Source organism: Haladaptatus ordinarius (genome assembly GCF_054177595.1).
Genome location: NZ_JBPEHH010000009.1, coordinates 30,068 through 42,456, shown reverse-complemented (window position 1 = coordinate 42,456; position 12,389 = coordinate 30,068). Strand labels below are relative to the sequence as shown.

Sequence of the window (12,389 nt, the reverse complement as noted above, 5' to 3'; positions counted from 1 at the left end):
ACGTTTATTCTTTCCTGCGTACTCTTCGAGGAGGGGAAACCTATGACACGACCATTCGAACGTCACGACCGTAGCGACCCCGACCGCGACCACTCACGGAGGCACACTCGTCGGGACGTCCTCCGCACGACCGCACTCGGCGGAACCGCCGCTCTCAGCGGTATTGTCGGAAGCGGTGCAGTCGGCGCACAGGACGACGGCGGACAGGAAACCGAGTTCACGGTGAGAATCCGCAACGTCTCCACCGACGACACGCTCCAACCGCCCGATGGGGAGACCCAGCCGGTTCCGCTCTCGCCGGGTGCCTACGCCGTCTATCGCGGTAGCAACCCTCTGTTCACGTCCGGCAGACAGGGCGGTGCGGAGGGGCTCGAACGCCTCGCCGAGGACGGCGACCCGACACGGCTGGAACGCTCGCTCGACAATCAGCAAGGCGTCCAGAGCGACGTCTTCGACCAGCCACGGGGGAGCGACCAGCCGGAGCCGCTCGAACCGGGACAGGTGTACCAGTTCGACTTCGACGCGCGACCGGGCGACCGCCTCTCGTTCGCCACGATGTTCATCCCGTCGAACGACCTCTTTTTCGCGCCGGGCGGCGTCGGAATCATGCTGTTCCGGGACGGCAATCCCATCGGTGGTAATGTGACTTCGCAGGTGCTCCTCTGGGACGCCGGCACCGAGCAGAACGAACAGCCCGGCACCGGGCCGAATCAGGCCCCGCGACAGACCGGGCCGAATACGGGACCGGACGAGAACGCCGCGGTTCAGCCGATAGCGAGGGTCGGCGATGGGTTTCAGTATCCGGCGGTCGCCGACGTGATTCGCGTCGTCGTCCAATCGAGAGACTCGTGACTCGCCGGCGAGACGCTATCCGTCGGGCTGCCTCTTTCCGGAGATTTACCTGTTCGGATGCGGTGGCTTCGCACGTGGAGTACAGAAATCTCGGCACTACCGGCACGAAAGTCTCGGAACTCTGTTTCGGCACGTGGCGGTTCGGCAAGGAATCGAACGGCACCGTCGAAACGGACCGTGGCGATGCCCACGACCTCCTCGATACGGCGTGGGAACACGGTATCAACTTCATCGACACCGCGAACGTCTACGGCGACCCGAACGGCACCAGCGAGGAGTGGATCGGCGACTGGCTGGCCGGACACGACCGGGAGGACTTCGTAGTCGCCTCGAAGGTGTACTTCCCCTTCGACGACGACAACCCGAACGGCCGCGGACTCTCGCGCAAGCACATCCGTAAGCAGATTCGGGGTACCCTGGACCGCCTCGGAACCGACTACCTCGACCTCTACTACATCCACCGCTGGGACGAATCGACGCCGATCGAGGAGACGCTCTCCGTGCTGACCGAACTCGTGCGCGAGGGGAAAGTGAACTACCTCGGTGCGAGTTCGATGGCTGCGTGGCAGTTGACGAAGGCGCTCTGGCAGAGCGACGTGAACGACTTCGAGCGGTTCGAAGTCACCCAGCCGATGTACCACGCGGCGGCGGGCGAGACGGTCCAGGACTACCTCGACGTGTGTGCCGACCAGGGAGTCGGCGTCTGTCCGTACTCGCCGCTAGCGGGTGGCTTCCTGACCGGGAAGTACGAACGCGACGGGGACACCCCGGAAGGGTCGCGCGCCGACCTCACCGACTCCTTCGACGAGTATTACGTGTCCGAGGAGGGCTGGCAGGTTCTCGACGAGATTCGGTCGGTCGCGGACGAACTCGACGCGACGCCCGCCCAGGTCGCGCTTCGATGGCTCGTCCAACAGCGGGAGTTCACCTGCGTTCCTATCGTCGGTGCGCGGACGACAGACCAACTCGAAGAGAACGTCGGTGCCGTCGACATCGAACTCTCCGACGCGCAGTTCGACCGAATCGCGGACGCAAACTAATCCGGTCTCCGTCGAACTGTTCGTCCATTACGGTCAGACGAACGGACTTTAGTTCGGAACGCGTACCGGGTCGATATGAGTAGGGCGACGCTCACGCTCCGGCGGGCCGACGACAGCCACCGCTCGTACATCCGAACGCTGTTGGACCGCAACGAGTTACCGTCGCGAGACGTCCGGTCGAAGGTGGACTGTTTCTACGTCGGCTACGACGGGGCTGACGCCGTCGGAATCGGCGGCGTCGAAGTCTACGGAACGGACGGTCTGTTGCGGTCGGTCGTCGTCGAACGGTCCGTACGCGGCGACGGATTCGGAACGGCACTATGTGATCTGCTGGAAGAACGGGCGTCTGCAGACGGCGTCGAAACCCTCTATCTACTGACGACGACGGCCGCCGATTTCTTCGCCGGGCGTGGCTACGTCGAGATAGAGCGCTCCGACGCACCGCCGGCCATCCAGCAGACGACGGAGTTCGACGGGCTCTGTCCCGCCAGCGCGACCTGTCTGCGGAAATCCCTGTAGCGTGCTCCGTCGTCGTTCGGTCGGTTCGACGCCACCGGTGAAACTGGTGGAAAACGTCATTATTCTTCGTGTTGTCTGTGTGACGTGGTGTGGCGGGGGGTGGGGAGAACCGGCGCACCGAACGGGGGAACCAATGACAGACACGTACGTCGGCACGATAGACAAGGGGACGACCGGAGCACGGTTCGTGCTGTTCGGCCACGATGGCCGAGTCGTCGGCAGTGCCTGCGAGAAACACGAACAGACGTGCCCGGAACCGGGGTGGGTCGAACACGACTCACTCGAAACTCGGGAGCACACACGACAGGTCGTCGGGAGGGCACTCGACGAGGGTGGCCAACTCGCTGCGCTGGGCATCACCGACCGGCGCGGGACGACCCTGCTGTGGGGCGCGGAGACCGGCGCGCCGGTTCACGACGGCATTCGGCAGGACCGCCGGACGACCGACCGCGTCGAGCGAATCGAAGACGGAGGGAACGTCGGGATGCTCCGGTCGAAGACGGGACTCGAAGCGGAGGAGATGGAACCCGACGAAGCCCGCGTCCACGAGGGGGAGACCGAACGCCCGGCAGGGAGAGCGTAGGTATCCACCGTGTCCGACTCGGACGACCCGAGGTACTCGCTGCGTGAGTACCTCGGATTGGTGTTCTTCGACCCCGTGACGCTCGCCGGAGTCGTCGTCCTCGTGGCGGGTATCGCACTGGTCGTCCTCGCCGACCCCAGCACGACCGTCAAGACGCCGCTGCTCGGTGGCTCGCTCATGCTGGTCGGGACGGTGCTGTTCGCCCTCGGATACACCAGAGCGCAGTGGGGGCTGAACCGATGGGGGCGACGATAGCAGCGAGTACGTCCCACTCTCACGGAGCAGCGAGTCCTCGAGAACACGTCCTGTCCACGTTCAGCGGCCACCATGTCCACGTTCCAGCGGCCAGGCTCCGTCCGACCGGCTACTAGTTCTTCACGACGGCAGCCGACGGTTCGAGGGGTCGTCGCTACCGTCCACCGCCTTACGAGGATTCTACCGTGCACAAAACGCTTATCACCTATCGTCATTTCGATAGGAAAACGGTACTCCTCGAAAGATGACGCGGTTCGAACCACAGGTACGCGATTTGCAGGCGAGCGAGCAGCGCCAGGAGGTCAGGACGCTCTCGACACGCGATGTCTCGAGTCTCTTCGTGTCGCTCGACGCCGACGACCCCAGGCGCCGCGCGAGCGCCGCGTGGTCGCTCGCGGAGGTGGCCGCGGAGGCACCCGACCGCGTCCCCGTCTCCGACCTCGTCCAGGCGATGAGCGACGACGACCGCTGGGTTCGACGCGTCGCTGTGGTTCGCAGACCGTCTCGTCCGCACCGTCTCGAAAGCACACGCGCTGGGTGTGGTACACGGCGGATTGTGTCCGACCGCCGTTCGGTTTACGACGACCTTCGATTCGACCTGGCCCGTCCCGAACGTCGGCGATTGGGGACTCGCCAGCGTCACGAAGGCGGTCCGATGGCCACCCGCCCGTCCGGTCTACGCGGCCCCAGAACACGTCGACCCGGATTCGTTCGGCGGCATCGACCACTCGACTGACGTGTACGGCCTCGGAACGCTCCTCTATTCGCTGCTCACCGGGTACACACCGTTCGACGGCGAACCACACGTCGTCGTCCAACAGGTCACGTCGACCGCCCCGACCGCACCGACGGACCGAAATCCGACCCTCCCGGACGCCGTAAACGACCTGCTCGAACGAGCGATGGCGAAGCGAAAGCCGGACCGGTACGAGACGGTAGACGACCTGCTCGCCGCGTTCGAACGTTTCGTCGACGCGCTCGACTCGGTTCGGTGGGTCGAATAATATAAATAACTGAACATATATCTAGTAACGGACAGATGGGTCTCTAACTCGCACAGGTCGGCACCGACGCCAGTGCAACCGTCGTTCGGTTCGTCGGCTCCGGCCTCCTTTCGGTCTCTGCCGGTATCTTCGGGTTCTACGCGTATCGAAACCTGCGGCTGAATCGCTTGGCGTCACAGCGACCGTTCTGGTACTATCTCGTCTCGATTGGATTCACCGGCGTGCTGTACGGCGTGCTCGGCGTGGTGGCGACGCTTTCGACCAGTCGTTGGCCCGTCGCCCTCGGCCACATGGTGCTTCTCTTTTGTACGGTGTTTCTCGCCTTCGCGATGCGCGAGTTGTACTACAATAGCGCGCTCGCACCGCCACCGGACGACCGCCGGATATCGCTGGCGGGACTGCGACGAGTCGAACTGGGGTTCGTCGGCATCATCCTCCTCGAACTGCTGGTCGTTCTCGTCATCGGGCAGGGGTCGGTCGTGGCGTTCGTCAAAGGCGTCGGTAGCATCTCGTTCGCGGTGTACGGCGTCGTTTTCGGCGAGCGACTGGAGTCGTTGACCCAGGGAACGTCGGTCGATACGCTCCGGCGACACCTGCTTCCGGTGCTCGTCTCCGCCGGACTCCTCGGATTCGCAGACCTCGGGGTCTACGTCGGTTTCGGTCCGCTCGTCGTCGAGAGCGTAGAGAGCGTCTTCGTCGTGATGATCGGTGCGTTCTTGCTCACGGCGACGATTCGACTCCAGCAGAACGTCAGCGGCCTTTCTTCGTCGTCCTGAGTTGAACTACCACTGATAATCGATAACTAATCACACAGATTTTTGACGCCGGAGGTGGGCAATCGAGGGGGGTAGACGAATGCGACACGAAACCGTATCGAGGCGCGAGTACCTTCGAGGGGCGAGCGCGCTCGGACTCGCGAGTATCGCGGGAGTGACGGAAGCACAGGGACAGACGCTCGAAGTCCAGCACTGGTGGACCGGCGGCGACGGGAGCAAGGCGATTCAGGCGTTGTTCGACGGGTTCGAACAACGGTATCCGGACGTGACGGTGAACCAGAACCCCGTCTCCGGCGGAGCGGGTCAGAATCTCCACACCGTCATCCAGAAACGGGTGTTGAACAACAATCCGCCGAGTTCGTGGCAGGCGTGGCCCGGTGCGAACTTGCGGCCGTACACCGAGGCGAACAAACTGAAAGACATCGGGGGGACCGTGTGGACGAACAACGACATGAAGCAGGCCTATCTGAAAGGGCCGAAGCAGGCCGCGAAACCGGCGGGGTCGTACGTGACCGTCCCGCTCAACATCCACCGATTGAACAATCTGTTCTACAACGTCTCGGTCGTCGAGGAGGCGGGTGTGAACCCCGGGAACGTCTCGAAACCGAGCGACATCGTCAGGGTGTTGAAACGGGTGCAAGGAAACTCGGACGCGGTCGGAATGGCTCACCAAACGAAGTCGCCGTGGTCTACCCTGCAACTGTGGGCCCAGGTCGTCCTCGGCGAACACGGCGCGGAGACCTACGACGCGATAACGCAGGGGAACGTGCAGGCGAACCAGCAAGCCGTGCGAAACTCCCTGGAAATCGTCAAGCGATGCCGCCAGTACTTCAATCAGGACGCCGGTTCCATCGACTGGCAACAGGCGAACAAGAAAATCATCAACGGGAAGGCTGCGTTCATCCATCAGGGTGACTGGGCCGCGGGCATGTACCGCGCCCAACAGGGCTTCGAGTTCGAACGCGACTGGAACCACGTCCCGTTCCCCGGCACGTCGGGGATGTACGCACTCAATATGGACTCGTTCCCGTATCCGAAGAACAACCCGTCGCCGAAAGCGACGAACAAGTTCTTGCGCTACGTGGGGTCGGTGGACGCCCAGGAGCGGTTCAACCCGAAGAAAGGGTCGATTTCGCCGCGAACCGACGTTTCGAAGGACCCGTTCGGCCCCTTCTTGCGGGGGCAGATGCGCGATTTCCGGAAATCGAACAACCAACCGCCGTCCATCGCGCACGGACTCGCCGTGCCACCGGAGACGCTCACCAACCTGAGCGACGTGATGGCGACGTTCACCTCGAACTGGAACGTCCAGCAAGCCAGTCAGGGAATCGCTCGAGCGTTCCAGTAGCTCACACTGGCTTCAATCGCCCGTTTTTACAGTACGGACACTCGGCGTCCGGTCCGGGGCGGGTGCTGAGACGCCCGCACATCGAACACGCCCTGATTCGTTTCTCTCGGCGTCGACACTCGTCTTCGAGTGCCGCCAGGCGGGCCTCGGCCTCGGCGATGTGTTGCCGAAGCGTATCGAGTTCTGCACGCAGTTGGACGAACGCCTGCATCCGGTTCCGTTCGACTCGCTCCCGTGGCGGGTCGATTCGAGGCTGTCGCGATTTCGACAGCCGTCCGCGTCTGTTCGTCGGCATGGTTCGTGTGTCTTAGGCACGTGGCGGACGAGTATGAAGCGGACGGTGATTTCGGCAACGTTCGACGATTACCGTAACGACTCGAGATATCTGGAAGAATCCATTTCGCCGTTCGGGCGCGTCGTTTGCGACGTGAGCGTGGCGCGAGCGGACGACGCTCTGCCGTCGTTCCGGTCGTGGGTTACCGTGACCGAATACGGAGACTAGTCGGAAAATATGTAACTAATTTCTCTTGTTCTCAGATTCCCCAACCACAAGATATAAAGATGCTTTGGTGAATGAGTCATTACGCCGAATGCCCGGCCTCTCCGGTGACGAAGTTCTCGAACAAATTCGTGACCGTGACCTGAACTCCCGTGTGGTGATGGTCACTGCCGTCAAACCCGACTTCGACATCATCGATATGGGATTCGACGATTATCTCGTCAAACCAGTGTCCAAAGACGACCTCTACACGACCGTCGAAGGAATGTTGTCGCGCATCGAGTACGACAACCAGATGCAAGAGTACTTCTCGCTGGTGTCGAAAAAGGCGGTGCTCGAAGCCGAGAAAGACGAGGCGGAACTCGCATAGAGCGACCAGTATCGGGAACTCACGAAGAAAGTCGAGACGCTCCGCGAAGTCGTCGACGACGCGCGAGCGAATCTCAACGACCACGACGACTTCGTCAGCGCCTTCCAGAATCTGGACTAGGTTCGGACATCGGTCCGCTGGGCCGCCGGTCGACTCGCCGCCTCGCGCCCCCCCATGGCCAGTCCGACCATCGACAGACCACTCGTGAGGAGACTGACGCCCAGCAGGAGTCCGAGCGCCCACGCTGCAGTCGCGGGCCACCCCACCCAGAGCAGTCCGCCCAACAGGAGCGAGAGGAAACCACTCGCCACCACCCACGCCCAGTTCTTCTCGGGGCGGAGCACGAATCCCATGACCAGTTCGACGATGCCGTCTACCACGAGATACGCGACGAGGAGGAGCGTCAACGTCGTCAACCCGAGCAACGGGTTGAACACCAACGAGAGGCCTGCGATACCGTAGACGACTACGAGAATCACCTGCCAGAGAACGCCTTTCCAGTCGCCCGCCGAGAACGCGTGGACTGCGTGTAGTATCGCTCCGACGAGCAGCGCCCCGCCGAGCAGTATCGACAGCGCGATACCGGTGACGAACGGGAAGAAGATGGCGATAACACCGAGGACGGCGAGTATCGCACCCATTCCCATCAGGGTTCGCCACGTCGTGTCTACCGTACTCCGTTCGGTCGTGTCACTTACTTCCGTACTCATCTCTTCCACCCGAACGCCGGTGCGACGCCAATCGGTAAAACCGATACGGCCACTACTCGGGTCGTGGACAGACGTACTGGCACCTCACGTCTACTGTGGCGTATCAGTAACGATATTATGACAGCATAGATAGGGTTCTACTGTGACAGTCGAGGATACAAACGAGATACTGACCGCGCTCGGGATAGACGACACGGAGATGCTCGGGACGCCGGAGTCACGGTTCGAACGGCGACTTCTCTCCGCACTCGTGGACACGGCGTGACGACGTGGACTACTGGCGACTGTTCGAACTGCTGGAGCGATTTCAGCGGGCCGCGATTCGTGCCTCGTTTTCGCAGGGTGAGTTCGGCCCCGACCACGCCGACGTCAGTGAGGAGACCGTACAGTACTCTCAGGTCGTCCACGCGACGGCGCGCGCACACGGCAGGCGCGCCCGAGCGACGCCTGCTCGTCGATCTCGCCAGTGCGCACCAGTTGTTCGAAGACGGGTGGGCCGGAGAGTAGCCACTCTCTCGATAGCTTAAAGTAAACCTCGTGTACCCCTACCCGAGGTAACTGCTCGTTGTCTCAGCGAGGGTATATGTTTTGTGTTCTGCTGTCTCCTCAGAACGCCAGCGTGTAGACGTTCTCCCTGTACTCCTGTCCACCGAGTTCGACCGTTCCTTCGTCGTCTTTCTCGAACCCCAGTCCACGATAGAACTTGTTGCCGATTTCGTTGTCGGCGAGCACCATCGCCCGCATCCGCTTCATGTTGAAATCCTGCAGGTCGGCCCGCAGCCGCTCGTGTAGGGCGGTGCCGACACCCTCGCCCCAGTCGTCCGGGTCGACGTAGAGTCGGAGGACGTCGCCCTCGTCCTCGTGGCAGACGCCGTGACAGAATCCGACGAGTTCGTCGTCGGTGAGTGCGACGAGAAACGCCGTTCCGGGCCTGTCGAGCGCATCTGCGAGCGATTCGTTCGAGTACCACGACGACACCGTCTCCGTGATGGTGTCCTCGTCCAGTACGTCGTCGTACGCTTCGTTCCACGCACGATGGGCGACCCGCCGGATGGCACCGAAATCGCCTTCGTTCGCGGGTCGAATCTCGAGACGGTGGCTTTCGGTCTCTCCCATATCTCAACTTCGCCGTGAGGGATGGTATCACTACTGATACACCAGTTCGTTTGCAGAAAGAAAGGTCAGCTTTCCTCCGTCGTCGGGCGCGACTCCACGAACCTCAACTCCGTCCCCGGTTCGATGCCCGTCCGGTTGGCGAACCCCTGTTCCATCTCGACGACGTACTTCGCCGGTGCGTCGCTCGAATACCGGCGGAGGTCCGCGTCGTCGGCGTTAGGTTGCGGGTCGGCGTGTGCGACGTTGATGACGGTTCCGTTCGCGGCGACGAAGATGATGTCGAGCGGAACGAGCGTATTCTTCATCCAGAACGTCCGAGGCTCGGCACTGTCGAAAACGAACACCATCCCGTGTTTCTCGGGAAGCGATTTCCGAAACATCAGCCCGCTCGCTCGTTCGTCCGGGGAGTTCGCTACTTCGAGGGTCACCGAGGTTCGATTCCCGTCCGTGAGGAACGCAGCAGTGACGTTCTCTTCGGTGTCCGTCGTGGTCCGGGTAGCGTTCTCCGTCTGCTGGTTCGCCCCGTCGCCCCCGAGTCCCAATCCAGCACAACCAGCCAGCACCGTGACTCCAGCGACCAACAGGATTGCGGTCACGCGCATGCTCCCCGAAACGTCGGCTACCGACAAAAATCCGGGGTGTCGCTCCAGTTCTTTTCTCCCGACTCGTCTCCGACTGCACGAGTCGAACGACGAGCGTTCGTCTCGAATCTCACGCCGCGACTGGCGTCCTCAGACGAGAACCGCGACGAGAAAGCCGACGAGCAGTGAAACCGTGACCACCAACTGGAAGACGGCGGACGCGAGGAGTCCGGCGACGGCGTATGCGGCGGTTCGCGCCCCCCGTTCTGCGTCCCGCGTTCGATAGAATTCGACCGCGAACGTGGCGAGTGCGACGCCCAAAAGCATTCCGAGAGGCCCGGTGGTGACGAGCGCTAACAGTCCGACGACGGCGGCCGCCACGGCCGTCCAGCGCGACCCGCCGCCGACTCGTGCGGAGACCGCTCCCGCGGTGTAGTCGCCGACTATCGCGACGATCCCGACGACGGTCGCGCCGACGAGAAAGAGCAGCCCCGGTTCCGAGAACTCCGTCCCCCACCAGTAGGCATAAATTCCGAGGAGAGACAGCGGAACGCCCGGCAAGAGCGGGACGACGCTCCCGAGAACGCCCGCGAGCAGGAGTGCGAGGGCGACGAGGAGGAGCCAGTCCATACGGTTTCGTCGCACTCGCCCCGGTTAACCCCTCGGGTCGCCCCATAGCTTTTGGACGATTGCGACCAAGTATCCGGTAATGACGGTACTCGTCGCCGGGGCGACCGGGTTCGTCGGACGCCATCTCGTCCCGGAACTCGTCGCTCGTGGCGAGGACGTAGTTGCACTGGTGCGAGACGCCTCGACCTACGACGCCCCGGAGGGCGTCTCGGTCGTGGAGGCCGACCTGAGCGACCGTGAGAGTCTCGATGGGGTCTTCGAGGGTGTCGACGCCGCCTACTATCTCGTCCACTCGATGGGCGAGGACGGTGATTTCATGGAGCGTGACCGGGTCGCCGCGCGCAACTTCGTCGACGCGGCACGCGGTACGACTCTCTCGCGCGTCGTCTATCTCAGCGGTCTTGGCGGCGAGCGCGCGACGCTCTCCGACCACCTCAAATCCCGCCGTGAGGTGGAGTACATCCTCGGCGAGGGTGACTTCGACTGCACCGTACTGCGGGCTGCTATCGTCGTCGGTGCCGAGAGTGCTAGCTTCCGGATGGTTCGACAGCTCGCCGAGCGACTCCCCCTGATGATAACGCCGCAGTGGGTGCGAACCGAGTGCCAGCCAATCGCCATCGACGACGTGGTGGCCTACCTGGTGGGCGTCCTCGACGTTCCGGAGACGGCGGGCGGGACGTACGAAATCGGTGGGGCAGACGTGATCACCTACGGCGAGATGGTCCTCACGACGGGTGAGATACTGGACCGTCCCTCCGTGATGGTTCCCATTCCCGTCCTCACACCGAAACTCTCGGCTTACTGGGTCGACCTCGTGACCGACGTCCCGAAGGAAGTCGCCCACCCGCTCATCCTCGGGTTGAAGACCCGAACCGTGGTCGAAGACGACCGAATCCACTCGCTCGTGCCGGTCGAGTTGACGTCGTTCGAGGAGGCCGTTCGAGACGCCGTCGAATGACTCGTCCGGAGTACCAGTGGACGTACGAAAGTATCGTCGACGCGATTCCGGGAGTTTCGTTCCCAGATTGGCTCGCGCTCACGATTCAGTTCGCACTCTTCGAAGGTCTACTCGTCGTCCTTGCGTGGCGAAACGACCTCTGGAACGCCGTCCCGGCGGGCACTGCGGCTGTCGTCGTCGCCACCGCCGGGAGCGCCCTCATGCTCGAACTCGGGCGGCGTATCCGCCGGTTGCCGACGCCGGACGCCTACCGAAAACTGCTGTTCGGGTCGAGTATCGAAGTGGTGTTGGGCCTGTTGGCGTACGTCGGACTCGTCACGTACCTGTTCGTCTACGACCCTCGACAGGGTGGAACGACCCTCGTCGAGCGACTGCTAGGGGCAGACCCGCCGATTTCTGCGGTGTATCTCACCCTGCTCGTTCTCTGGGACGTCTGCTATCGCATCGGTACTGCGTGGTGGGCGAGCGTCACCGGTCTCTGGGTTGCGTTTCGGTATCCGGCCGACGCCGGAACACGAACCGAACTTCGTCGGGTCGATTCGCTCGTCGTCGGGTTTTCACTCCTCCAACTCGTGCTCGTCCCCTTCGTCTGGGAGGACGACTTGCTCGTATTCTTGCTCGTCGGGCACGTCGTGGCGGTGGTCGTCGTCTCCGGAAGCGCAATTTTCCTTCGCACCCGTGGCTGAACTATTTATCTGATGACGGCATACGTGGGGAACACTGGTCTGCAGAAATGTCAGATAGCGACCCGTCGTTCTCGATTCCCCACCGCCCGCGACGGCGATATCCTCGACAGGGTGGCGTCCGCTACGAGGGAGAGACTCTCTTTCGACTCTCGCCCAGTTCCGACTGTTCCGAGGAACGCCTCGTTTCCCTCGTGGAAGACGTTCTGGACGATGAACCGTACACCTCGGGTGACTGGTTCGACCTCCCCGTCCCGATGTACCTCGTCCGTGACCACGACCGTGATACGACGTTTCGCGTCGTCGTTCGCTACGGGTCTGTCGAACTACACGTGCTACCGGACACGCGCTCGTCCGGGCTCCAGGCCATCTACCGACGCCTCACGGAGCGTTCGGACGTTTCGTGGTCCGTCTCGTGCGAATCGAAACCGGATACGTGACGTTCCACTGGGAGTGAAATATTAT

Annotated in this window: 18 protein-coding genes and 2 pseudogenes; 14 read left to right on the top strand and 6 right to left on the bottom strand. The window is 62.5% G+C overall.

Annotated elements, in window-relative coordinates; all coding sequences use genetic code 11:
• Positions 1-42: 42 nt before the first annotated feature.
• The 5 genes and pseudogenes from ACR3FF_RS05485 to ACR3FF_RS05465 all read left to right on the top strand — a co-directional run bounded on the left by ACR3FF_RS05485 (position 43) and on the right by ACR3FF_RS05465 (position 3,249).
• Positions 43-852: a spondin domain-containing protein gene (locus ACR3FF_RS05485; RefSeq protein WP_458186756.1), complete on the top strand. Its 810-nt coding sequence runs from the start codon at positions 43-45 to the stop codon at positions 850-852.
• Between the two features lie 74 nt (positions 853-926).
• Positions 927-1,892, top strand: coding sequence for an aldo/keto reductase (locus ACR3FF_RS05480; protein WP_458186754.1), 966 nt, complete (start codon positions 927-929; stop codon positions 1,890-1,892).
• 75 nt (positions 1,893-1,967) lie between these two features.
• The gene (gene arsN2 / locus ACR3FF_RS05475; protein ID WP_458186751.1) at positions 1,968-2,411 is read left to right on the top strand and encodes an arsenic resistance N-acetyltransferase ArsN2; all 444 of its coding nucleotides are present in this window, start codon (positions 1,968-1,970) and stop codon (positions 2,409-2,411) included.
• A gap of 133 nt (positions 2,412-2,544) precedes the next feature.
• Positions 2,545-2,928: pseudogene (locus ACR3FF_RS05470) on the top strand (FGGY family carbohydrate kinase); the annotation flags it as partial.
• 75 nt (positions 2,929-3,003) lie between these two features.
• A complete protein-coding gene (locus ACR3FF_RS05465) occupies positions 3,004-3,249 on the top strand; it encodes a hypothetical protein (protein ID WP_458186749.1) in 246 nt (81 codons plus the stop codon).
• A 211-nt stretch (positions 3,250-3,460) separates the two neighbouring features.
• On the opposite strand, the gene ACR3FF_RS05460 is transcribed toward ACR3FF_RS05465, so the two are convergent.
• The gene (locus ACR3FF_RS05460; protein WP_458186747.1) at positions 3,461-3,763 is read right to left on the bottom strand and encodes a hypothetical protein; all 303 of its coding nucleotides are present in this window, start codon (positions 3,761-3,763) and stop codon (positions 3,461-3,463) included.
• Between the two features lie 25 nt (positions 3,764-3,788).
• Between ACR3FF_RS05460 and ACR3FF_RS05455 the strand changes: the two genes are divergently transcribed.
• From ACR3FF_RS05455 to ACR3FF_RS05445, 3 genes are all read left to right on the top strand, one after another.
• A complete protein-coding gene (locus tag ACR3FF_RS05455; RefSeq protein WP_458186745.1) occupies positions 3,789-4,253 on the top strand; it encodes a protein kinase domain-containing protein in 465 nt (154 codons plus the stop codon).
• Positions 4,254-4,420: 167 nt separating this feature from the next.
• A complete protein-coding gene (locus ACR3FF_RS05450) occupies positions 4,421-5,029 on the top strand; it encodes a hypothetical protein (protein ID WP_458186743.1) in 609 nt (202 codons plus the stop codon).
• A gap of 79 nt (positions 5,030-5,108) precedes the next feature.
• Positions 5,109-6,377 carry an ABC transporter substrate-binding protein gene (locus ACR3FF_RS05445; RefSeq protein ID WP_458186741.1) on the top strand — a complete coding sequence of 423 codons (1,269 nt, stop codon included), beginning with the start codon at positions 5,109-5,111 and terminating at the stop codon, positions 6,375-6,377.
• A gap of 1 nt (position 6,378) precedes the next feature.
• Here ACR3FF_RS05445 and ACR3FF_RS05440 read toward each other — a convergent pair whose 3' ends face one another.
• Positions 6,379-6,672 carry a hypothetical protein gene (locus tag ACR3FF_RS05440; protein WP_458186739.1) on the bottom strand — a complete coding sequence of 98 codons (294 nt, stop codon included), beginning with the start codon at positions 6,670-6,672 and terminating at the stop codon, positions 6,379-6,381.
• Positions 6,673-6,961: 289 nt separating this feature from the next.
• Here ACR3FF_RS05440 and ACR3FF_RS05435 point away from each other — a divergent pair.
• Positions 6,962-7,366 (top strand): annotated as a pseudogene (locus tag ACR3FF_RS05435) (HalX domain-containing protein); the annotation flags it as partial.
• Here the strand turns inward: ACR3FF_RS05435 and ACR3FF_RS05430 are convergent.
• Entirely contained in the window at positions 7,363-7,956 is a 594-nt protein-coding gene (locus ACR3FF_RS05430; RefSeq protein WP_458186737.1) for an HdeD family acid-resistance protein, read from the bottom strand. The pseudogene ACR3FF_RS05435 and the gene ACR3FF_RS05430 overlap by 4 nt on opposite strands.
• A 142-nt stretch (positions 7,957-8,098) precedes the next feature.
• Here ACR3FF_RS05430 and ACR3FF_RS05425 point away from each other — a divergent pair, with 142 nt between their 5' ends.
• Complete coding sequence (locus ACR3FF_RS05425) at positions 8,099-8,221, top strand: hypothetical protein (RefSeq protein ID WP_458186735.1); 123 nt, start codon at positions 8,099-8,101, stop codon at positions 8,219-8,221.
• 4 nt (positions 8,222-8,225) lie between these two features.
• A complete protein-coding gene (locus ACR3FF_RS05420; RefSeq protein WP_458186734.1) occupies positions 8,226-8,483 on the top strand; it encodes a hypothetical protein in 258 nt (85 codons plus the stop codon).
• Positions 8,484-8,562: 79 nt separating this feature from the next.
• Here the strand turns inward: ACR3FF_RS05420 and ACR3FF_RS05415 are convergent, their stop codons facing one another.
• From ACR3FF_RS05415 to ACR3FF_RS05405, 3 genes are all read right to left on the bottom strand, one after another.
• Complete coding sequence (locus ACR3FF_RS05415) at positions 8,563-9,072, bottom strand: GNAT family N-acetyltransferase (RefSeq protein ID WP_458186732.1); 510 nt, start codon at positions 9,070-9,072, stop codon at positions 8,563-8,565.
• Between the two features lie 65 nt (positions 9,073-9,137).
• Positions 9,138-9,674 (bottom strand): DUF192 domain-containing protein, encoded by a 537-nt coding sequence (locus ACR3FF_RS05410; RefSeq protein ID WP_458186730.1) that lies wholly within the window; start codon positions 9,672-9,674, stop codon positions 9,138-9,140.
• A gap of 129 nt (positions 9,675-9,803) precedes the next feature.
• The gene (locus tag ACR3FF_RS05405; RefSeq protein ID WP_458186728.1) at positions 9,804-10,283 is read right to left on the bottom strand and encodes a DUF456 domain-containing protein; all 480 of its coding nucleotides are present in this window, start codon (positions 10,281-10,283) and stop codon (positions 9,804-9,806) included.
• A 79-nt stretch (positions 10,284-10,362) separates the two neighbouring features.
• Between ACR3FF_RS05405 and ACR3FF_RS05400 the strand changes: the two genes are divergently transcribed.
• Genes ACR3FF_RS05400 through ACR3FF_RS05390 form a run of 3 tightly spaced genes read left to right on the top strand, consistent with a single transcriptional unit; the run spans position 10,363 to position 12,364 of the window.
• Positions 10,363-11,241, top strand: a complete 879-nt coding sequence (locus tag ACR3FF_RS05400) for an NAD(P)H-binding protein (protein WP_458186726.1) — start codon at positions 10,363-10,365, stop codon at positions 11,239-11,241.
• Complete coding sequence (locus ACR3FF_RS05395) at positions 11,238-11,927, top strand: DUF7530 family protein (RefSeq protein WP_458186724.1); 690 nt, start codon at positions 11,238-11,240, stop codon at positions 11,925-11,927. Before ACR3FF_RS05400 ends, ACR3FF_RS05395 begins: the two co-directional genes overlap by 4 nt.
• 47 nt (positions 11,928-11,974) lie before the next feature.
• On the top strand, positions 11,975-12,364 hold the full coding sequence (locus ACR3FF_RS05390; RefSeq protein ID WP_458186722.1) for a hypothetical protein: 390 nt from the start codon (positions 11,975-11,977) through the stop codon (positions 12,362-12,364).
• Positions 12,365-12,389: the final 25 nt, after the last annotated feature.

Excerpts from the sequence above, each read along its gene's own strand:
- ACR3FF_RS05400 (WP_458186726.1), top strand. The coding sequence starts at position 10,363 with ATGACGGTACTCGTCGCCGGGGCGACCGGGTTCGTCGGACGCCATCTC.
- ACR3FF_RS05440 (WP_458186739.1), bottom strand. The coding sequence starts at position 6,672 with ATGCCGACGAACAGACGCGGACGGCTGTCGAAATCGCGACAGCCTCGA.
- ACR3FF_RS05485 (WP_458186756.1), top strand. The coding sequence starts at position 43 with ATGACACGACCATTCGAACGTCACGACCGTAGCGACCCCGACCGCGAC.
- ACR3FF_RS05410 (WP_458186730.1), bottom strand. The coding sequence starts at position 9,674 with ATGCGCGTGACCGCAATCCTGTTGGTCGCTGGAGTCACGGTGCTGGCT.
- ACR3FF_RS05405 (WP_458186728.1), bottom strand. The coding sequence starts at position 10,283 with ATGGACTGGCTCCTCCTCGTCGCCCTCGCACTCCTGCTCGCGGGCGTT.
- ACR3FF_RS05430 (WP_458186737.1), bottom strand. The coding sequence starts at position 7,956 with ATGAGTACGGAAGTAAGTGACACGACCGAACGGAGTACGGTAGACACG.
- ACR3FF_RS05390 (WP_458186722.1), top strand. The coding sequence starts at position 11,975 with ATGTCAGATAGCGACCCGTCGTTCTCGATTCCCCACCGCCCGCGACGG.
- ACR3FF_RS05445 (WP_458186741.1), top strand. The coding sequence starts at position 5,109 with ATGCGACACGAAACCGTATCGAGGCGCGAGTACCTTCGAGGGGCGAGC.
- ACR3FF_RS05415 (WP_458186732.1), bottom strand. The coding sequence starts at position 9,072 with ATGGGAGAGACCGAAAGCCACCGTCTCGAGATTCGACCCGCGAACGAA.
- arsN2 (WP_458186751.1), top strand. The coding sequence starts at position 1,968 with ATGAGTAGGGCGACGCTCACGCTCCGGCGGGCCGACGACAGCCACCGC.
- ACR3FF_RS05395 (WP_458186724.1), top strand. The coding sequence starts at position 11,238 with ATGACTCGTCCGGAGTACCAGTGGACGTACGAAAGTATCGTCGACGCG.